The organism is Schumannella soli, assembly GCF_006517435.1.
Taxonomy (GTDB): Bacteria; Actinomycetota; Actinomycetes; order Actinomycetales; family Microbacteriaceae; genus Schumannella; species Schumannella soli.
Map to the genome: position 1 here is coordinate 534,551 of NZ_VHQG01000001.1, position 19,890 is coordinate 554,440.

16 protein-coding genes and 2 pseudogenes are annotated in these 19,890 nt (G+C 73.0%); 14 read left to right on the plus strand and 4 right to left on the minus strand.

Going from position 1 to position 19,890, the window contains the following annotated elements; all coding sequences use genetic code 11:
- Window positions 1-351 precede the first annotated feature (351 nt).
- Window positions 352-2,187: pseudogene (gene recQ, locus FJ657_RS02540) on the minus strand (DNA helicase RecQ); the annotation flags it as partial.
- Between the two features lie 295 nt (window positions 2,188-2,482).
- Between recQ and FJ657_RS02545 the strand changes: the two are divergent.
- From FJ657_RS02545 to FJ657_RS02575, 7 genes are read left to right on the plus strand one after another with little or no spacing between them, the layout of a single operon-like run.
- Window positions 2,483-4,108, plus strand: a complete 1,626-nt coding sequence (locus tag FJ657_RS02545) for a pyridoxal phosphate-dependent decarboxylase family protein (protein ID WP_141162100.1) — start codon at window positions 2,483-2,485, stop codon at window positions 4,106-4,108.
- Entirely contained in the window at window positions 4,105-5,565 is a 1,461-nt protein-coding gene (locus FJ657_RS02550; RefSeq protein WP_141162101.1) for a lysine N(6)-hydroxylase/L-ornithine N(5)-oxygenase family protein, read from the plus strand. The genes FJ657_RS02545 and FJ657_RS02550 overlap by 4 nt, the downstream gene beginning before the upstream one ends.
- Window positions 5,562-6,266 (plus strand): GNAT family N-acetyltransferase, encoded by a 705-nt coding sequence (locus FJ657_RS02555; RefSeq protein WP_141162102.1) that lies wholly within the window; start codon window positions 5,562-5,564, stop codon window positions 6,264-6,266. The genes FJ657_RS02550 and FJ657_RS02555 overlap by 4 nt, the downstream gene beginning before the upstream one ends.
- A complete protein-coding gene (locus tag FJ657_RS02560) occupies window positions 6,263-8,224 on the plus strand; it encodes an IucA/IucC family protein (RefSeq protein ID WP_141162103.1) in 1,962 nt (653 codons plus the stop codon). The genes FJ657_RS02555 and FJ657_RS02560 overlap by 4 nt, the downstream gene beginning before the upstream one ends.
- A 4-nt stretch (window positions 8,225-8,228) precedes the next feature.
- A complete protein-coding gene (locus FJ657_RS02565; RefSeq protein WP_181408836.1) occupies window positions 8,229-11,189 on the plus strand; it encodes a penicillin acylase family protein in 2,961 nt (986 codons plus the stop codon).
- Window positions 11,186-11,851 (plus strand): GNAT family N-acetyltransferase, encoded by a 666-nt coding sequence (locus FJ657_RS02570; RefSeq protein WP_141162105.1) that lies wholly within the window; start codon window positions 11,186-11,188, stop codon window positions 11,849-11,851. The genes FJ657_RS02565 and FJ657_RS02570 overlap by 4 nt, the downstream gene beginning before the upstream one ends.
- Before the next feature lie 46 nt (window positions 11,852-11,897).
- Window positions 11,898-12,833 (plus strand): EamA family transporter, encoded by a 936-nt coding sequence (locus FJ657_RS02575; RefSeq protein ID WP_141162106.1) that lies wholly within the window; start codon window positions 11,898-11,900, stop codon window positions 12,831-12,833.
- A gap of 61 nt (window positions 12,834-12,894) precedes the next feature.
- Here the strand turns inward: FJ657_RS02575 and FJ657_RS16985 are convergent, their stop codons facing one another.
- Both FJ657_RS16985 and FJ657_RS02580 read right to left on the minus strand, forming a co-directional pair.
- Window positions 12,895-13,065, minus strand: a complete 171-nt coding sequence (locus FJ657_RS16985; protein ID WP_181408837.1) for a hypothetical protein — start codon at window positions 13,063-13,065, stop codon at window positions 12,895-12,897.
- Window positions 13,058-13,621 carry a hypothetical protein gene (locus tag FJ657_RS02580; RefSeq protein WP_141162107.1) on the minus strand — a complete coding sequence of 188 codons (564 nt, stop codon included), beginning with the start codon at window positions 13,619-13,621 and terminating at the stop codon, window positions 13,058-13,060. The genes FJ657_RS16985 and FJ657_RS02580 overlap by 8 nt, the downstream gene beginning before the upstream one ends.
- Window positions 13,622-13,739: 118 nt before the next feature.
- Between FJ657_RS02580 and FJ657_RS02585 the strand changes: the two genes are divergently transcribed.
- From FJ657_RS02585 to FJ657_RS16995, 7 genes and pseudogenes are all read left to right on the plus strand, one after another.
- Window positions 13,740-14,549 (plus strand): siderophore-interacting protein, encoded by an 810-nt coding sequence (locus tag FJ657_RS02585; RefSeq protein WP_369407393.1) that lies wholly within the window; start codon window positions 13,740-13,742, stop codon window positions 14,547-14,549.
- A 139-nt stretch (window positions 14,550-14,688) separates the two neighbouring features.
- The gene (locus FJ657_RS02590) at window positions 14,689-15,453 is read left to right on the plus strand and encodes an SDR family oxidoreductase (protein ID WP_141162108.1); all 765 of its coding nucleotides are present in this window, start codon (window positions 14,689-14,691) and stop codon (window positions 15,451-15,453) included.
- Between the two features lie 36 nt (window positions 15,454-15,489).
- Window positions 15,490-16,089, plus strand: a pseudogene (locus FJ657_RS02595) (DUF6461 domain-containing protein); the annotation flags it as partial.
- 121 nt (window positions 16,090-16,210) lie between these two features.
- On the plus strand, window positions 16,211-16,564 hold the full coding sequence (locus tag FJ657_RS02600) for a hypothetical protein (protein WP_141162110.1): 354 nt from the start codon (window positions 16,211-16,213) through the stop codon (window positions 16,562-16,564).
- A complete protein-coding gene (locus tag FJ657_RS02605) occupies window positions 16,561-18,207 on the plus strand; it encodes a hypothetical protein (RefSeq protein ID WP_141162111.1) in 1,647 nt (548 codons plus the stop codon). The genes FJ657_RS02600 and FJ657_RS02605 overlap by 4 nt, the downstream gene beginning before the upstream one ends.
- A gap of 11 nt (window positions 18,208-18,218) precedes the next feature.
- Window positions 18,219-18,713, plus strand: coding sequence for a hypothetical protein (locus tag FJ657_RS16990; RefSeq protein ID WP_181408838.1), 495 nt, complete (start codon window positions 18,219-18,221; stop codon window positions 18,711-18,713).
- Window positions 18,714-18,829: 116 nt separating this feature from the next.
- Window positions 18,830-19,255 carry a YbaB/EbfC family nucleoid-associated protein gene (locus FJ657_RS16995; protein WP_181408839.1) on the plus strand — a complete coding sequence of 142 codons (426 nt, stop codon included), beginning with the start codon at window positions 18,830-18,832 and terminating at the stop codon, window positions 19,253-19,255.
- A 75-nt stretch (window positions 19,256-19,330) separates the two neighbouring features.
- On the opposite strand, the gene FJ657_RS02615 is transcribed toward FJ657_RS16995, so the two are convergent.
- On the minus strand, window positions 19,331-19,786 hold the full coding sequence (locus FJ657_RS02615) for a GNAT family acetyltransferase (protein ID WP_141162112.1): 456 nt from the start codon (window positions 19,784-19,786) through the stop codon (window positions 19,331-19,333).
- Between the last annotated feature and the right edge of the window lie 104 nt (window positions 19,787-19,890).

The window sequence follows — 19,890 nt, forward strand, 5'->3', positions numbered from 1 at the left end:
GCGGCCGTCGTCGGGGAAGGGCGGCTCGTCGAACTCGGGGTCGTAGGGCGGTTCGTCGAAGAAGGGCGGCGGCTCCTGGTCGGCGAAGGCCGGGGCGGCCGAGTTCGGGCGGGTCGGACCGCGGCCGCCGCTGCTCGGGCGCGAGGTCGAGCGGGATGCGGGACCGGAGCGCCGGGTGGTCGTCGCGACCGGCGATGCGCCGCGAGCAGCCGAGGCCCCAGAGGCAGCAGAGGCGGCCGCGGAGCCGGTCCCAGCAGCGGCCGAGCCGGCCGGCGCCGAAGCGGCCGATCCGGCCGCGGCTGCGACCGACGTCTCAGCCGGCTCTGCCCCGGCGCCCTCGGGCACCGGGTCGCCGGCGACGACGGCGAGCACCGCCTCCGCGTAGGTGTCGAGCTTCTTCTCGCCGACGCCGCTGATCTCGCCGAGCTCGTCGCGCGAGGTCGGCTTGATGAGCGCGATGCCGCGCAGCGTGGCGTCGTTGAAGACGACATAGGCGGGAACGCCCTGGGCGCGGGCGGTCGCGGCGCGCCACTCGCGCAGCGTCTCGAAGAGGTCGCGGGCGCCCTCGGGCAGCTCCTGCACCTGACCGCGCCGCGCACCGGAGCCACCGGCTCCCGAACCGCCGCGACCGCGCGCGGCCTTCGGCGCCTCGCGGCGCAGGCGCACGGTCTCCGAGCCGTCGAGCACGCCGCGGGCGCTGTCGCCGATCGCGAGGGTTCCGTATTCGCCCTGCACGACGAGGATGTCGCGGGCGAGCAGCTGGCGCACGACCCCGCGCCACTCGGTGTCGCTCAGCTCGGTGCCGATGCCGAAGGTCTTCAGCTCGTCGTGCCGCTGCTGACGCACGCGGTCGGTGCTCTTGCCGAGCAGGATGTCGATGATCTGCCCGGCGCCGAACTTCTGCCCGCGCTCGCGATCGAGCCGCACGACGGTCGAGAGCAGCTTCTGCGCGGCGACCGTGCCGTCCCACGACTCCGGCGGGGCGAGGCAGGTGTCGCAGTTGCCGCAGGGCTGGGTCTTCTCGTCGAAGTAGTCGAGCAGCTGCACGCGACGGCAGTCGATCGTCTCGCAGAGGGCGAGCATCGCATCCAGGTGCGCCTGCATGCGGCGGCGATGCGCGCGGTCGCCCTCGCTGTCGTCGATCATGCGGCGCTGCTGCATGACGTCCTGCAGGCCGTAGGCGAGCCAGGCGGTCGACTTGAGACCGTCGCGGCCCGCGCGACCGGTCTCCTGGTAGTAGCCCTCGACGCTCTTGGGCAGGTCGAGGTGGGCGACGAAGCGCACGTCCGGCTTGTCGATGCCCATGCCGAAGGCGATCGTCGCGACCATGACCAGGCCGTCTTCGCGCAGGAACCGCGCCTGGTTGCGCTGGCGCACGCTCGCGTCGAGACCCGCGTGGTACGGCAGGGCCGGGATCCCCTCGGCCACGAGCGCGGCGGCGGTCGACTCGACCGACTTGCGCGAGAGGCAGTAGACGATGCCGGCGTCGCCGGGGTGCTCGGAGCGGATCAGCTTGAGCAGCTGCTGCACCGGACGGTCTTTCGCCTCGATGCGGTACTGGATGTTGGGCCGGTCGAAGCTCGAGACGAACCACTCGGCCTCGCCGAGGTCGAGTCGCTGCGCGATCTCGTGGCGGGTCTGCTCGGTCGCGGTCGCCGTGAGCGCGATGCGCGGCACCGCGGGCCAGCGCTCGTGCAGCACCGAGAGCTGCAGGTAGTCGGGCCGGAAGTCGTGGCCCCACTGCGAGACGCAGTGCGCCTCGTCGATCGCGAAGAGGGCGATGTCGAGGCGGTCGAGCAGCCCCAGCATCGACTCCATGCGCAGCCGCTCGGGCGCGAGGTAGAGCAGGTCGACCTCGCCGTCGAGCAGCGCCTGTTCGACGCGGCGACGCTCATCCGGCAGCTGGGTCGAGTTGAGGAACTCGGCGCGCACGCCGACGGCGGAGAGCGCATCCACCTGGTCTTGCATGAGGGCGATGAGCGGCGAGATGACGACGCCGGTGCCCTGCCGGACGAGCGAGGGGATCTGGTAGCAGAGCGACTTGCCGCCGCCCGTGGGCATGAGCACGAGGGCGTCGCCGCCGCTCACGAGCCGGTCGATGATCGCGGCCTGCTGCCCGCGGAACTCGTCGTATCCGAAGACCCGCTCGAGCACCTCGAGAGGGGCGGTTCCGGCGGCGATCGTCATGGCATCCACTCTACGGAGCCGCACCGACGTGCGCCGCCGCGGACCCCGGCGATGGGGAGGGGTGCGCCCGCGCGCCGGTGTGGAGGAGCGATATCGGATGGCCGGATCGCGACATCGCGGCGCGCGCCATCGCCTCGGCGTCACTGTGCGACACCCGTCCGTTGCGGAGTCCCACGAACTGGGTACATTAGCTGAGGCTCGCCTAACTAAGGCGGACCTAACCCGTCCGGATGCTCTGCGCGGAACCGGGCGGGGCGACCCCCGCTGACTTCCTTCCCCTCCGAGGAGCTCATCCGTGTCCCACCTGCTCACCTCCGCCACGGCGGACCGCTACGCCGAGGCCGTGCACGACACGGTCGAGGCGATCGCGACCCGGCTGCGCGGCATCCGCCAGCCCTTCTCCGGCGCGAGCCGTGACGAGCTGCAGTCGCTCGTCGACGCCGCCGACCTCGACGGCGACGGCGTCGGAACCCGCGCCGCGATGGCCGAGATCGACGAGGTCTTCGCCGCGAACGCCGTCTGGTTCCACGACCCCGGCTACCTCGCCCACCTCAACTGCCCGGTCGCGCTGCCGGCCGTCGCGGCCGAGGCGGTGCTCGCGGCGATCAACACCTCCGTCGACACCTACGACCAGTCGACGATCGGCACGCTCCTGGAGCGCCGGCTCATCGACTGGACGGCCGGGCGGATCGGGTTCGGCGCCGACGGCGCGAGCTCCGCGAGCGAAGCGGATGCCGCCCCCGCCCCCGACGGCGTCTTCACCTCGGGCGGCACGCAGTCGAACCTGCAGGCGCTGCTGCTCGCGCGGGAGTCGACGCTCGCCCGCATCCAGGCGGCCGCCACCGCCGCCTCCGCCACCGCCAGCGATGCCGACACCGACGACGCCTCCGGAACCACCGACACCCGCCGCCCGGCCCTGCTCGCCCGCATGTCGATCCTGGCGACCGAGAACTCGCACTTCAGCGTGCAGAAGTCGGCCCTGCTGCTCGGGCTGGCCGACGACGCCGTCGTGAGCGTGCCGACCGACGCCGCCGGACGCCTCGACCCGGCCGCCCTGCGCGCGAGCCTCGCCGCCGTGACCGCGACGGGGCGCATCCCGATGGCCGTCGTCGCGACCGCCGGCACGACCGACCGCGGCATGATCGACCCGCTCGCCGAGATCGCCGACGCCGCGCATGCGGCAGGGGCCTGGATGCACGTGGATGCCGCCTACGGCTGCGGCCTGCTCGTCAGCCGCGAGCACCGGCAGCTGCTGGCCGGAGTCGAGCGCGCCGACTCGGTGACGGTCGACTATCACAAGAGCTTCTTCCAGCCGGTGTCGTCGAGCGCGCTGATCGTGCGCGACGGCCGCGAGCTGGCGCGCATCGCCTGGCACGCCGACTACCTCAACCCGCTCGCGAATGCTGAGCCGAACCAGGTCGACAAGTCGCTGCAGACCACCCGCCGCCTCGACGCGCTCAAGCTCTGGGCGACCCTGCGGGCGCTCGGCGCCGACGAACTCGGGCGGATGTTCGACACGACGCTCGCGACCACGCAGCGGGTGCACGCCCGGCTCTCCGACGACGAGGAGCTGCGCCTGCTCAGCCCGACGCAGCTGAGCACGGTCATCTTCCGCTGGCAGCCCGAGGGCGTGACGGATGCGGAGGCCGACCGCCTCGTGCCGCTCGTGCGCCGCGTGCTCTTCGACGCCGGCCGTGTGCTCGTCGCGAAGACCGTGATCGACGGCCGCCCGGCGCTCAAGCTCACGCTGCTCAACCCCGAGACCTCCGCGGAGCAGGTGCTCGGCGGGCTCGAGCTGGTGCGCGCCGCGGCCGCCGCCCTGCACGACACCGGGGCGCTCGACGCCCTCGACCTGAACGACGCCGAACTGGATCTCGCCGAACTCGACCTCGCCGACCTGAACCCGGAGGTGGCGCGATGAGCGCACCCGCGACCCCGCACATCCACGACCTCGCCGCCGTCGGCGCCGACGGCTCGCCCCCGCACATCCACGACCTCGTCGGCGTCGGAATCGGCCCCTTCAATCTCGGCCTCGCCTGCCTGACCGCGCCGCTCGACGACGTCGACGCCGTGTTCCTGGATGCGGCGGACGGCTTCGCCTGGCACCACGGCATGATGCTCGACGGCGCGACGATCCAGGTGCCGTTCCTGGCCGACCTCGTGACGATGGCCGATCCGACCTCGCCCTACTCCTTCCTCAACTGGCTGAAGCAGACCGGGCGGCTCTACCCCTTCTACATCCGCGAAGACGTCTACCCGCTGCGCGCCGAGTACGACGCCTACTGCCGCTGGGCGTCGGAGCAGCTGCCGAACCTGCGCTGGGGCCGCCGCGTCGTCAGCATCGAGCACGACGAGGCGCTGGATGCCTACCGCGTCACGAGCGAGGTCGCCGCGACCGGAACGACCGAGACCGTGATCGGACGCCACCTCGCGCTCGGCGTCGGCACCCGTCCGATCGTGCCCGCGCCGCTGCGCGGCCTGCCGGGGCCGGTCGTGCACAGCTCCGACTACCTGCCGTCGAAGGAGCGCCTGCAGTCCGCCGGATCGGTCACGGTCGTCGGCAGCGGGCAGTCGGCCGCCGAGATCTACCTCGACCTGCTCGAGGGCGCCCGCGACGGCGGCTACCGGGTCGAGTGGATCACGCGATCGCCGCGCTTCTTCCCGATGGAGTACACGAAGCTCACGCTCGAGATGACGAGCCCCGAGTACACCGACCACTTCCACGCCCTGCCGACCGAGCTGCGCGACGCCGTCGGCCGCGAGCAGCGGGTGCTCTACAAGGGCATCTCGGGCGAGCTCGTCAACGCGATCTACGACACCCTCTATCGGCTCAGCGCGAGCGGCCCGGTGCCGACGACGCTGCTCAGCGACACCGAGGTGATCGGCGCCGAATGGCAGCCGGCCTCGCAGAGCTACCGGCTGCACCTGCGGCACGGGCAGCTCGGGCAGGAGCACGGTCGCGAGACCGGCGCGCTCGTGCTGGCGACGGGGTACGGGGCCGAGGTGCCCGAGTTCCTCGAGCCGATCCGCGACCGCCTCGACTGGGATGCGCGGGGCCGCCTCGACGTGGCGCGGGAGTACACGGTCGACGGCGACCGCGGGCGCGTCTTCGTGCTCAACGGGGAGGAGCACTCGCATGGCGTGACCGCCCCCGACCTCGGCTTCGGCGCCTGGCGCAACGCGGTCATCATCGCCGCGATCACCGGGCGCGAGGTGTACCCGATCGAGCGGCGCATCGCGTTCCAGGAGTTCGGGGTGCCGGCGGATGCGCTGCCGGTGCCGGGCGCGGATGCGGCGCCGGACGCGGATGCGGCGCCGGACGCGGATGCGGCGCCGGCCGCGTCCGTCTCCGCGGATGCGGTGGAGGCCGCCCGATGACCGCGCGCACCGCCGCCGCGGCGTTCGCGGCCGCCGAGCTCCCGGTCGCGGCCGACGGGTCCGGGCAGCCCGCGGCGGCCGACCTCGCGATCACGATCGCGCCGACCGACGCCGCGCGCGACGCCGCCCTCGTGCAGGGCTGGCTCGCGCATCCCAACTCCGCCTTCTGGGGCATGGGCGACCTCGACGTCGCGCAGGTCGCGTCGTACCTCGGCGAGGTCGTCGCGCATCCGGATCAGGACTCGTGGGTCGGCTCGGTCGACGGCGCACCCGCCTTCCTGGTCGAGACCTACAACCCCGCGCGCGTGCTGCTCGTCGGACTGCACGACGCCGAGCCGGGAGACCTCGGGATGCACATCCTCATCGCGCCGCCGGCCGCATCGGCCGCCGACAGCTCCGGCTCGGGCGTGCGGCACGGCTTCACCGACGCCGTCTTCGCCGAGGTCGTGCGCTGGTGCTTCGCCGAGCGCGGCGCCGAGCGCGTCGTGGTCGAGCCGGACGTGCGCAACGACCGCATCCTCGCCAAGAACGCGGCAGCGGGATTCCGCCCGGTCGGCGAGATCGACGTGCCCGAGGGCGAGCGCGTGAAGCGGGCGCTGCTCAGCGTCGCCACGCGGGAGGACTTCGCGGCGTCGCGGCTCGGGGCCGCAGTCGGAGCCGCGGCGCTCGCGACGCCGATCGCCGAGGAGGTCGCGCGATGACCCGGTCGCTCGACCTGACCGACCTCGACGGCGAAGGCGTGAAGGACCCCGCGCTCGGCGGGTCGGCCCTCGACGGGTCCGATCTCGACGGCTTCGATCTGAACCCGGCCGCGCACCTCACCCCCGAGAACGCGGCCCGTGCCCACCGGCACCTCGTCGCGAAGGCGATCGCCGAGTTCACGCACGAGCGGCTGCTCGCGCCGACCGCCGACGGGGATGCGTGGCGCCTCGAGCTCGACGGCGTCACCTACCGCTTCCGCGCCGAGCGCACCGCGCTCGAGCACTGGATCATCGACGAGCCGACGCTGACCCGCGAGGTCCGCGGCGAGCCCGCCGAGCTGGATGCCCTCCAGCTCATCCTCGAGCTGCAGCCGCTGCTCGACATCCCCGATGCCCTGCTCGCGACCTACCTCGAAGAGCTGTCGTCGACGCTCGCGAGCGCGGCCTTCAAGCTGCACCGCGGAACCCCGTCGGCGGCCGAGCTGGCCGTCGCCGACTTCCAGACGATCGAGACCTCGATGACCGAAGGGCATCCGGGATTCGTCGCGAACAACGGGCGCATCGGCTTCGGCCTGGCCGAGCACGCGGCCTTCGCGCCCGAGTCGGCTCGGCCCATCCGCCTCGTCTGGCTCGCCGCGCGGCGTGAGCTCAGCCACCTCGCGCTCGGCGTCGGGCTCGGCGAGACCGGACTCATCGGCGACGAGCTCGACCCGGCGCTGCTGCAGCGCTTCTCCGACCGGCTCACCAGCCTCGGACTCGACCCCGCTGACTACCGCCTGCTGCCCGTGCACCCGCACCAGTGGGAGCACCGCGTCGCGATCACCTTCGCCGCCGACCTCGCCCGTCGCGACCTCGTGCTGCTCGGCCGCGGCGACGACGAGTACACGGCGCAGCAGTCGGTGCGCACCCTGTTCAACCGCTCGCATCCCGAGCGGCACTACGTGAAGACCGCGATCGCGGTGCAGAACATGGGCTTCCTGCGCGGGCTCTCCCCCGCGTACATGCGCGTCACCCCGGCGATCAACGACTGGGTCGCCGAGCTGGTGGCGGGGGATGACGAGTTCGCCCGCAACGGCTTCCGGGTGCTGCGCGAGCGCGCCTCCATCGGCTACACCGGCGACGTCTACCACCGCACCGCGCAGCCGAACCCGCACCGCAAGATGCTCGCCGCGCTCTGGCGCGAGAGCCCGATGCCGCTGCTGCAGAACGGCGAGCGGGTCGCGACGCTCGCCTCGCTGCTGCACCGGGATGCCGACGGCGCCTCGGTCGTGACGGCGATGATCCGTGCGTCGGGGTTGCCGGCGACCGTCTGGACGCGCGCGCTGCTGCAGGCCTACCTGCGGCCGCTCGTGCACAGCCTGCTCGCGCACGATCTGGCCTGGATGCCGCACGGCGAGAACCTCATCCTCGTGCTCTCGCAGAACGTGCCGACCGGCGTCTTCATGAAGGACATCGGCGAGGAGATCGCCCTGCTCGCCCCGCGCGAGGTGCCCGAGGCGGTGCAGCGGGTGCTCGCGCCGACGGATGCGCAGGAGGCCGCGCTGGCGATCTTCACGGATGTCTTCGACGGGGTGCTGCGACACCTGGCGGGCATTCTGCACGTCGACGGCACGCTGCACGAGCACGTGTTCTGGCAGCTCGTCGCGGAGTGCGTCGACCGGCACGCGGCCGAGCATCCCGACCTCGAATCGGCGATCGACCTGCGCGCCGAGCGCTTCGCGCACTCGTGCCTCAACAGGCTGCAGCTGCGCAACACCCTGCAGATGGTCGACCTGGCGAACCAGTCGCAGTCGCTCATCATGGCCGGCACGATGGCGAACCCGATCGCGCGGCGGGCGGGGGCGTCGACTGCGGCCGGTTCGTCGGCGGTGGCCGGGGTGGATGCGGGACTCGTGTCGGTCGGGTCGGCCGAGTCGGCGTCCGCACCCGGTCCCGAGTCCGACGCGACCGCTGTCTGAGGCCGTGACGCGAGCCGAGCTGTTCCGCGACGCGCAGGGTGTTCCGCACCTGCGCGCCGCGGACGCACTCGCGCTCGCGCACGCCCAGGGCCGGGTCACGGCGCACGACCGCGGCTGGCAGATCGAGGTGGATCGGCTGCGCGCCGAGGGCCGCCTGGCGTCGCTGATCGGCGAGGCCGGACTCGCGTGGGACGTCTTCGCGCACCGCGCCCGCCTCGACGACACCGCCCGTCGCGCGCACGCGGCGCTCGACCCCGCGACGCGCGAGTGGGTCGACGCCTACTCGGCCGGCGTGCGCGACGGGATGGACGAGCGGGGCGCCGCCGCCCCCGAGTTCGCTCTCCTCGACGCGCACTTCGGCGAGCGCCGGGACGCCGCCCTCGACCCCTGGCCCGATCACGCGCCGCTCGGGGTGCTGCACGTCGCACACGCGCTGTTCGGCACCTTCCCGCTGCTGCTGTGGCGGCAGCACGTCGCGCATGCGCTCAGCGACGCCACGGTCGATCTGTTCGTGGGTGGCGGGGCCGGCAGTTTCAGTGATTCCGGGGATCCCGACGGCTCGGGGCGCTCTGTTGGCTCCGACGGCGACGGACCGGGCGACGGGGACCCGAACCTCCCGACCGCCGGCAGCAACGCCTGGGCCCTGCACGGCTCGCGCACCGCATCCGGACTCCCCTTGCTCGCCGGCGACCCGCACCGCCTGCTCGAGCTGCCCGGCGTCTACCAGCAGGTGCGCCTCGCTTGCCCCGAGTTCGACGTCGTCGGGCTCGCCTTCCCCGGAGTGCCGGGCGTGCCGCACTTCGGACACAGCGGCGACGCGGCCTGGGGCATCACGAACGCGATGGCGCACGGCGCCGACCTGTTCCGCGAGCTGCTGCGGGCGGTGGATGCGCGGGGCGCGTCCGCGAGGCACGGCGGCGGCGGCGGCGGCGGCGGCGGCGAGTCGACGATCCCCGGCTCGGTCGGCTCGGCGGACGCCGCCGCGCCCGTCGAGCTGGAAGCGCTCGGACCGGACGGCTGGGAACCGGTCACGGCATCCCGCGTGACGATCGAGGTGCGCGGCGCGGACCCGATCGAGCTCGTGACCTACGAGACCGCGCGCGGACCGATCGTGACCGAGCTCGTGCCCGTCCGCGTCGCCGCGGCAGGCCCCGCCGCCGACGCATCCACCCGCGCCGCCGATGCGTCCGCGACCGCCGATCGCGACGCAGCCGACGACGCGAACACCGGCACCGGCACCCCCGCCGAGTTCATCGCGTACAGCCTCCGCACGCCCGCGCGCGTCGACGCCGACCTCGGTGTGAGCGCGATCCCACGCCTGCTGCGCGCCCGCACCGCCGACGACGTGGTCGCGGCGTTCAGCGACTGGGTCGATCCGGTGAACCGACTGCTCGCCGCGGACCGCCACGGCGCCGTGCGCTCCGCGGTCGTCGGCCGCGCGCCGGATCGCCCTCGCGCGCAGCGGCGGCTGCCGCTCGACGCGAGCCGGGAGGCCGTCGCGCCGAACCGCGCCATGCCGGTTCCGGTCGCGGTCGAGCCGGCAACCGGCGGCATCGCGGTCGACGCGAACGAGCGCCCCGCCGACCCGGCCCGCGATCTCGGGCTCGGCTACCCGTCCGCGAACCGCGCTCGCCGCATCCGCGAGCTGGTCGACGCCGGCCATTCGGCGTCGCCCGACACGGCCGGTCCAGTCTGGGCGGACGTGCGACTCAGCCCGGCCGAGACCCTGCGTTCGTTGCTGGAGTCGCTCGGCGCGGAGGATCGAGCGGCGGCGGGCGTCGCCGGATCCGGAGCGACGCCGCTCGGCGCCGGCGGCGCGGGCGACAGCGCACGCGAGAGCGACAGAGCTGGCGCCAGCGTCAGCGACGCCGCCGAGTCGACTTCCGACGCCGATGCGCCTCCCGTCTTCGACTCCGCGACGCCGCTCTCGGCCGCCGCTCGCGCCCTCCGCGCCGAGCTGCTCGGCTGGTCGGGCGACATGGATGCCGACTCCCCCGCCGCCGCCGCCTTCGCCGGCTGGCGCTCGGCCCTCGTCGCCCGCGTCGCCGATGCGCCCGCGCTCGCGGCGTTGCACCGTCCGCACGGCTTCGGAGCGATCTACGACCCGTGGTTCTCGGTGCGCGGGCACGTCGCGGGGGCACTGCCGCGGCTGCTCGCCGATCCGGGTCTCGGCCTCGATGCGTTCGGGCTCGCGTCCGCGGCACTCGAGGATGCGGCACTCAAGGACGCGCCGCACGCGGATGCGGCGCGCGCGGATGTCGCCAGCGGCGCGCCCACCGCTCACGCCGCCCACCCGACGGCGCCGCCCGCAGCCGGCGGCGACGGCGACGGCGGCGGCGACGACGACGAATCGAGCACCGCCGGCGGCGTCAACGCCCCCGCACCTACACGCGCACCCGCACCCACACCGACACCCGCACCCGCACCCGCACCCGCACCCGACAAGCGGGCCGTCTGGGGCGACACGCACCGCGCCCATCCACTGCACGTGCTCGCCGACGTGCCCGGACTCGACCTCGCGCCCCTCGGCCTCCCCACGCTCGACGTCCCGCTCGCCGGAGACGGCGACACCGTGCGCTGCACCGCGGCGGCGCCCGGGGTGAGTGATCGCTCGTGGCGCACCTCGGTCGCGCGCTGGGCGTGGGATCTCGCCGACCGCGGACGCAGCCGCTGGGGCGTGCCGTTCGGCGCCGCCGGCGATCCCGCCTCCCCGCATTTCGCCGACCAGCTCGACGACTGGGCCTCCGCCCGCACCGTCCCCGTGGTCACCGACTGGGCCCGACTCGCCCCCGATTCGACGTTCTCCGACCCGGACTCGACCGTCGGTGCGGACACGGAAGCCGCTGAGCGGGCCGCCCAGGCCGTCATGCGGCTCGACAGCGCCCCTGACCGGCTTCCGTGCCCGACACCGTGCGCGTCCGACCTCGCCGCCGCCCACACTCCGACTCCCGAGGAGCCCAGATGACCTCCGACGCCGCACCCGCCTCGACCCCGTCCTTCGACCCCGCCCTCACCGCCGACGGCGACCCCGATCGCCTCCTCGGCGGCACCCGCGGCGAGCTCGTCTGGAGCGACCCCGACTCCCCGCTCGGCCTCGTCGAGCTGCGCGTGCTCGATCCCGTCGCCGACCTCGCGGTGCTGCACGGCTGGGTCGCGCAGCCGCGCTCCCAATTCTGGGGCGGGCTCAGCGAGGCGACGCCCGACGAGCTGCGCGAGGTCTACGAGTTCGTGGATGCGCTGCCCACCCACCACGCCTTCCTCGCGGCGGTCGACGGCACGCCCGTCGCGCTGCTGCAGACCTACCAGCCCGAGCACGACCCGGTCGGCGCGGCGTACCCGGTCGAGCGAGGTGATGTCGGCATCCACCTGCTCATCGGAGCCCGCGCCGGCGCCCGCCTCGCCGGCTACAGCACCCTGCTCGGGGTCTCGTTCGCGCGGTTCCTGTTCACGCGTCCGGCCGCCGAGCGCATCGTCGCCGAACCCGATCTGCTCAACGAGGCCGCCGTCACCCGCGCGCGGCTCAGCGGCTTCGAGATCGGACCCGAGATCGACCTGCCCGACAAGCGCGCCCAGCTCGCCTTCCTCACGCGAGCCCGGCTGGATGCGCTGCTCACCCGCCTCGCCTGACCCGCCCCGGTCAGCGCGCACCTCGCCGCACCTATAGCGTGCTCTGGTGCTCACCGTGATCCTCGGGCTCGCCGCCGCGCTCGCCTACGGCTCGGCCGACTTCGTCGGCGGGCTCTCCGGGCGTCGACTGCCCGTCCCGGTCGTGACCGCGCTGAGCGCGACGACCGGCCTGATCGTGCTGCTCGTCATCGGGGTGCCGATCCTCGGCGGAACCTGGTCGACGGGCGCCGTGCTCTGGGGTGGTCTCAGCGCCATCACCAGCGCGACCGCGCTCCCCCTTCTCTACGCGGCGCTCGCCCGCGGCCCGATGAGCATCATCTCGCCGCTGACCGCGCTGCTCGGCGCGATGGTGCCGATGGTGTGGGGCCTGCTGCAGGGCGACCGGCTCGGGCCGATGGGTCCGGTCGCCCTCGTCGTCGCGCTCATCGCGGTCGTGCTCGTCGGCTTCGTGCCGCCGGGGCGCGATCCCGCCGATCCGACGAAGCGCCTGCCGATCGTGCGGCCGACGGTGCCGGCGCTGCTGCTGGCGCTCGTCGCGGGCGTGCTCATCGGCGTGATCGTGGTGCTGCTCGACCAGACCCCGCACGACTCCGGCATCCTGCCGCTGCTCGTCAATCGCATCGGGATGGTGGTGATCCTCGGCGTCGCGTCGGCGATCCTGCTGACGCGGATGCGCGCGCGTGCCCGTGCCGCGAACGCCGCCGGAGCCGCCTCCGTCGAAGGGGTCCGCGTGTTCTCGGGGTTCACGCCGCGCACGATCGCCTTCGCGAGCGCCGCGGGACTTCTCGACACGACGGCGAACACCCTGATCCTGTCGGGCCTGCGCATCGGCGACGTCAGCGTGGTCGGCGTGCTGACGGCCATGTACCCGGCGGGCACGATCCTGCTCGCCTCGGTGCTGCTGCGCGAGCGGATCGCACCGGTGCAGTGGATCGGCCTCGTGCTCGCCCTGGGCGCGGCCGCGCTGCTCGCATTGGCCTGAGCGACGGGTCGGCTGGACCAGATCACCGGGCAAGCAGGCCTGCGAATGGCCGAGACGGGCGTCAGCTTTTCGTACGGCTCGCGAGCTCGACGATCCACGGCAGCGTTTCGATGCCACGGAGCTTGTCGACGGCTATCTGTGCTCGCGCCGCCGCAATCGCCTCACGCTCGCTGACGACGAACGGCTTGGCCGTCGCGAGATCGGGCGCCGTGTGATTCGCGGTGTCACTCATCCGGCCGGACCTCCTCCCCGTCGTTCTCATTGTCCACCGGCACCTGAGAATCGCCAACGTGCCCGTGCGCTTCCGCGCCGGCGGTGACGACGAGACCGACCGAACCGCGGTAGGCGACCAGCGATCGGTTCGTGGCCGCGCCGATGATGTCCGCCTCGTGAACAGCCGCGTACTCGCTCGTACTCAACGAGCGGAGGGTCTCGTAGCCCACCTCGCGGATCGCCGACTCGTCGCTCAGCGTGAGGTTGAGCGCCCACTCAGCACGTTTCCACCACTGCTCCTTGCGTTCGGCTTGACGTTGGGATGCGGCCTGGTGGCGGGCCGCGGCAAACGCGATCGTCGCCGCGACGACAGCGGCGAACCCGCCGAAGCCAGGACTCGTCAGCCACGGAAGGAGCCACGAACCGAGCCATTCGTACGCACTCGGAGCGAAGATGCCGACGATCACGAGATCGAACGCGCCGACCACGACAGCCGTCCAGCCCAGCGGATGCGGCGCGAGGAGCCAGCGGAGCCGAGCACCGCGGACCGCAGCGACTGGCGTCTCGTGGCTCATGAAGCGATCCAACGTCACTGCGCGACCTTCGCGACGAAGTTGTCCACAGCTCGCATCGGCCGTTCGGGATTCAGGTTAGGATTACCTAACCTGACCAGCTCGCCCGACAGGAGCATCCGTGGCATCCATCAGCAACATCGAGATCACCCACGGCGTCGCCGGCCTCGTGCGGGCGGAGGTGCTGCGCAGCGAGCGCGTGTCGCCGCACTTCCAGCGGATCACGATCGGCGGGGATGACCTGGCGCGCTTCGAATACCAGGGCTTCGACCAGTGGTTCCGCCTCGCGATCCCCGTCGCCGAGGGCGACCCCGCCTTCGACCGCCTGCCCGACCGGATCGACATGCGCGGCTACCTGAAGTACCTCACGCTTCCGAAGGCGACGCGCCCGGTGATCCGCAACTACACGGTGCGCGCGTACCGCCCTGAGCAGCGCGAGCTCGACATCGACTTCGTCGTGCACGGCGACGAGGGCGTCGCGGGTCCGTGGGCGGCGGCCGCCAAGCCGGGCGCCCCGCTGGCCCTGATCGACCAGGGATGCGGCTGGAGCCCCGTGCCCGCCGACTGGTTCCTGCTCGTCGCCGACCCCTCCGGGCTCCCGGCCGTCGCCGGCATCCTGCGCGACCTGCCGCGCGACGCGAAGGGGATCGCGATCATCGAGCTCGACACCCTCGACGACGCCCAGCACATCGACGCCCCCGACTCGATCGACCTGCACTGGGTCATCCGCCCCGACGGCACCAAGGTCGGCGAGACCGCCCTGCAGCACGTGCGCGACCTGCCCTTCCCGGTCGGCGAGCCCTACGCCTTCGCCGTCGGCGAAGCCGCGCTCGTCACCGGAACCCGCCGCTACCTCGTCAGCGAGCTCGGCGTGAACAAGAAGAACGTGACGTTCTGCGGATACTGGAAGGCCGGCCGCAACAGTGACTGAGCCCGCGCCCGCACCGCTCCGACTGCGGGGCAGCACCACCGCGAAGGCCGGCCGCGACAGCGACTGAATTCCTCCCCCGTTCACCCGACGCACGCGCCCGGCGCCGCCGATCGGCCGCGAGCGGTGCCACAGTGGCGGGATGAAGATCGCGATCGCCGGTGCGACCGGCGTGGTCGGGCGGCACACCGTGGCCGCCGCCGAAGCCGCCGGGCACGAGGTCGTTCCGCTATCGAGGTCGGCCGGGCACGACATCCTCGACGCCGCGGCCACGGCCACGGCATTGGATGACGTGCAGGCCCTGATCGACGTGACGAGCGTCGCCACGATCAAGGGGCGCGAGTCGGTCGAGTTCTTCGAGCGGGGCACGCGCGCGCTGCTCGAGGCCGAGCGTCTCGCCGGGGTGCCGCATCACGTCGCCCTCTCGATCGTGGGCATCGACGACATCGACGACGGCTACTACGCCGGCAAGCTCGCCCAGGAGCGCGTGCTCACCGCCGAGCACGGCGCGGTCGACTGGACGGTGCTGCGGGCCACGCAGTTCCACGAGTTCGCCGAGCAGACTCTCGTGCGCGCGACGATCGGACCGGTCACGGTTGCTCCGAAGGCGCTCGTGCGCACGGTCGCCGCGCGCGAGGTCGGGGCCCGTCTCGCCGAGCTCGCCGCCGGCGCCCCGGCTGGCCGAGCGTCCGACCTCGCGGGGCCCGAGCAGGCGAGCCTCGCCGATCTGATGCGGCAAATGCTGCAGCACGACGGCGCGCGGAGGCGCCTGGTCGAGGCGCGACTTCCCGGTGCCTTCGGCCGCGGCATGGCATCCGGCTCCCTGGCCGGCGAGCCGGACGCGGATCGCGGCTCGATCACCTTCGACGCCTGGCTCGACTCGGCCGACCACACGCGCGTGGTCTGAGGGCGCGGCCGTGACCGCGTCCCCGGCGACTACGCCTGGTTCACCGAGCTCGACCTGCTGATGCAGGGCTACGCCGCAGCGGTCGTGGTCGACGCGACCCCGCGGCGCGTGCTCGATCTGCTGGAAGCGCACGCGCGATCCACCGCATCCGACCTCGACACCCTGATGGGCGAGCAGTTCGACGCGCTCGGCTTCGGCAGCACGCAGCGCCAGATGGTCGGGGTACGCGCGATCGGCACCTCCGTGCTCGTGCTGCAAGCGAACGGCACCGCGACGGTGAACGAGCTCGTGATGCGTCCGGTGGCCGAGCGGCACGATGTCGCGGCGCACTTCCTCAACGTGAACGCGGTCGACCGCTTCCACTGGTGGCAGGGCGGTCGCCGGCGCCTCGAGTTCGAGCCGCTGCGCTGGTATCCGCGCCACGATCTGCCCGACGACGCGGATGCCGCGACGCGATCGGCGCTCGCCACGGCCGGTTTCGAGGTCGACGGCGACGACGACGTCGACGAGCCGACCGCGAGCGCGTGGGCGCTCGCCGAGAACCTCACGGGCGTGCGGATCGTCGAGGACGACCTCGATGGCCCGTGGATGACGGGGATCATCAGCTTCCCCGGCTACCCGGCACCGCGGGACTGATCGGGCCGGCTCTCCTCCACAGCTACCGCCGCGACGCGAAACGCACTTTTCACCCCCGAACGGGTGACAAGCAACCTGAGGTTTCCCTACGGTGGTGTCAGCACGTCGAGACGGGGAGAGCATGGCCGAGGGCACCGAGATCATCGCGATCGACCCCGACGTGCTGCACAAGGTCGCGAAAGACCTCACCGCCGTCGGCGACCAGGTCGGCGAGGTGGATGCGCGCATCACCCAGAACCCGATCAGCGCCTCGGCCTTCGGGGTCATGAACGCCTGGATGGCCCCGCCGATCTCGGCCCTCATCGCGCACACGGCCGATGTCGTGAAGGTGACCGGCGAGCTCGCGACGGCGGTCGGTGCAGCCACGACGGCGTCGGCTGACGACTTCGAGCGCAACGAGCAGGCGATCGTCTCGGGCGTGAGCAAGCTCGAGCAGGATCTCGACCACGCGAGCGGACGGTCGATCCTGCGATGACGATCACCGCTCCCGAGCGCACCGCCGAGCGTCCCGTCGTCGACGAGGGCTCCGGCGGGTCCGGGACCGGCTCCGGCTCGAGCGCGGAGGTCGCCGCTCGGCTCGCCTCCGGATCATGGGCGCCCGGCGGCGCCGAGGGCTTCCGCGTCGACTTCGCCGACCCGGGCGGCACCACGGTCAGCATCGTCAGCTGGGCGCTCGAATACGTTCATCCGCTCGACACCTGGCTGGATGCGCTCACCGGCGACAAGGCGCAGGTGTCGGCATTCGCGCAGACCTGGACGGGCGTGGCGTCGTCGCTGCGCGACGCCCGCGAGCAGATCGTCTCGGCGCGCGGCACCATGTCGGAGCAGCAGGGCCAGACGGCGCGCGCCGTGCGCAAGCGCCTCGACGACCTCGACGGAGCGCTCACCGAGGCGGGCGACTGGGCCGACGCGGCCGCGAAAGCGCTCGAGCTCGCCTCGACCATCGTCACGGCGGTGCACGATGCGATCATCGGGGCGCTGAGCGAGCTCGCGGGCCTCGTCATGGACCTCTTCGGCTTCACGATCAACCCGTTCAGCAAGATCGACGACCTCAAGCGGGTCGTGCACCGCGCCGGCGAGTTCATCGACGTCATCCGCCAGCTCATCGACCGCATGACGACGGCGTTCGAGCAGCTGAAGGCCCTGCTCGAGGCGCTGCTGCCGGTCATCGGCGACCTGCTCGAGCGGCTGCGCCCGATCCTGGCGAAGATGGTGCACGTCGGCGCGATCGGGCTCGGTTCGGCGATCGGCTCGGGTGCGGGCCCGCTCGGCACCGCCGCGGGCGCCGTCGTCGGCGGGCTGTTTGGCGGGGCCGCCGCCGACCTCATCCAGCCGGACCTGCGCGTCACCGACCTCGACCCCTCCGTGCTCGGCACCGATCAGCAGCGGGCCGCCTACGCCGCCGCGAACGGCATGACACGTCTCGACTCCCTCTCGGACGCGGTGCGCCAGAACGGCTACGCCGACCAGATCGGCGCCGCCGAGCGCAGCGTGGTCGACATCAAGCAGATCGTGGGCGACGACGGCCAGACGCGCTACGTCGTCGCGCTGCCGTCGACGCAGGACTGGAACTTCCCCTGGAAGGCCGATCAGGGCTCCCTCGGCGACCTCGACACCAATGTCGCGCTCGTCACGATGGACGACCCGGCGATGCGCACGCAGTACGAGCGGGCGGTCATGCAGGCGATGAAGGATGCCGGCGTGCCGCCCGGCGCCCACGTCGTCTACACCGGCTTCAGCCAGGGCGGCATCATGGCCGCCTCGATCGCGGAGCACGACCGCACCTACGTGACCGACGCGATCATCACCAACGGAGCGCCGATCGGCACCTTCGACATCCCGCCGACGACCCGCGTCGTCAGCTTCGAGCACGCGGCCGACCCGGTGCCGGTCGCCGACGGGCAGTACACCGACAGCACCGCGTCCGACCCGAACCGCATGAACGTGAAGCTGCCGAACCCGCCCGAGGGCTGGGATCCGATGAGCACGCACAACAACGCGCACTACACGCAGTCGGTCGCGACCTGGGAGGCCGCGAACCCCGATGCCGCCGCCGACGTGCGGTCGATGGTCACCGGACGCGTGGTCGACCACCAGTTCCACACCTTCCACGAGTGAGAGGCTGAACCGTGGATTCTCGACTCCCGTCCCTGACCGAGCGCGCACAGCGCCGCGGCGCCCGTCGGCGGCGCCCCCGGCGCCGACTGCGGCTCACCGTCGCCCTCGCGGTCGCCGTCTCGGCCGCCCTCACCCTCGCCGGATGCGCGCCGCTCGGCCAGGACCGCATCCTCGCCGAGGTGAAGAAGTCGGTCGAGAAGTCCGACCCCGACCTGCTGAGCGTGTCGACCGAGAGCAGCAAAGACGGCTTCGCGAACGTGATATTCGTCGGCGTCGCGATTTCCGACGACACCATCGACGCCGACCGGCTGAAGACCCTCATGAAGGCCGCGATCGACACACCGGGGGCGACGCGCTTCGATCAGCTGCACTTCGCCGTCGCGCAGACCGACTTCACGACCGGACTCGTGAACCTCGACGAGCCGGGCCGCGAACTCGGCTTCGACTCGCTCAGCGACACCGACATCACCGTCGACACGGCCGTGGCGAAGAAGATCCTCGGCTGACACGTGAGCGGGGCCCGCCGGCGCCGTCGACGTCGCCGACCCCGCCCGCCAACCGCAGCATCAGCACCGCACCCGCACCCGCACCCGCACCCGCACGATCCGATCCGGAGGACTCGATGACCGACCTCGCAGCCGGAGCCCCCGTCGACCCCTACGGCAGCCCCGCGCAGGTGCGGGCGACCGTGCAGTCGCAGGTCGCCGCCGCCGACGCCCGCACGGCCGCGATCGACGCGCTCGCCGACCGCGTCGCCGCGACCACGGCGACCGCGCGCTCGCTGCGCGGCGAGGTCGAGGTGACCGCCGAGCCGACCGGCGCCGTGCGCGACGTGCGGTTCAGCGACGCCGCGCTCGAGCTGCGCTCCGCCGACCTCGGCCGGCTCGTGACCGAGACGATCGCCCGCGCGCAGCGCGACGCCGCCGAGAAGGCGCTCGCCGCCGCGACGGAGACCCTCGGCGCCGACAGCGCCGTCGTCGGCCGGATCCGCGACGAGGTGTCGCGCCGTCCCGAGCCGCCGGTCCCCGGCGCACGGTCGACGCTCTGAGCGCTCACCGCCGCGGAGCCCAGCTCGACACCACGACGCCGGTCGCCGGGCGCGGTGTCCGCCGACCGCGTGACGTCAGGCGACCGGAGCGCCGGGCCCCGGACCGTCGACGATGAGGCGCTTGCCGAGCGAGACGCTCGCGTCCATCGTGTAGCCGAGCGCGACGTACAGCCCGAGCGCCGCGGCGTTGCCCTCACGCACCTGCAGGTTCACCTTCGGGCAGCCGCGCGCCAGCAGCAGACGCTCGACCTCGGTCATGATCTCGCGCGCGAGACCCTGCCGCTGCGCGCCCGGGTCGACCGCGAGGTAGTTCACCCAGCCGCGATGCCCGTCGTATCCGGCCATCGCGGTCGCGACGATGCGCGGGGCTCCCGCCACCGCGAGCTCGCCGACGAGGAACAGCTCCGGCTGCACCTCCGCCTTGCGGGCGATGTCCTTGCGCGGATCGTTCCACGGGCGCACGAGTCCGCAGCGCTCCCAGATGTCGACCACGGTGTCGGTGTCGGCGGGGGCGAAGGGGCGGATGCGCATCCCTCCAGGCTACCCATCGGGTCGCCCGCGGTTCGCTGGGCATCCACAGCCGCGACCGGCGAGACGACGAGAGCCGCGCACCCCGAGGGATGCGCGGCTCTCGG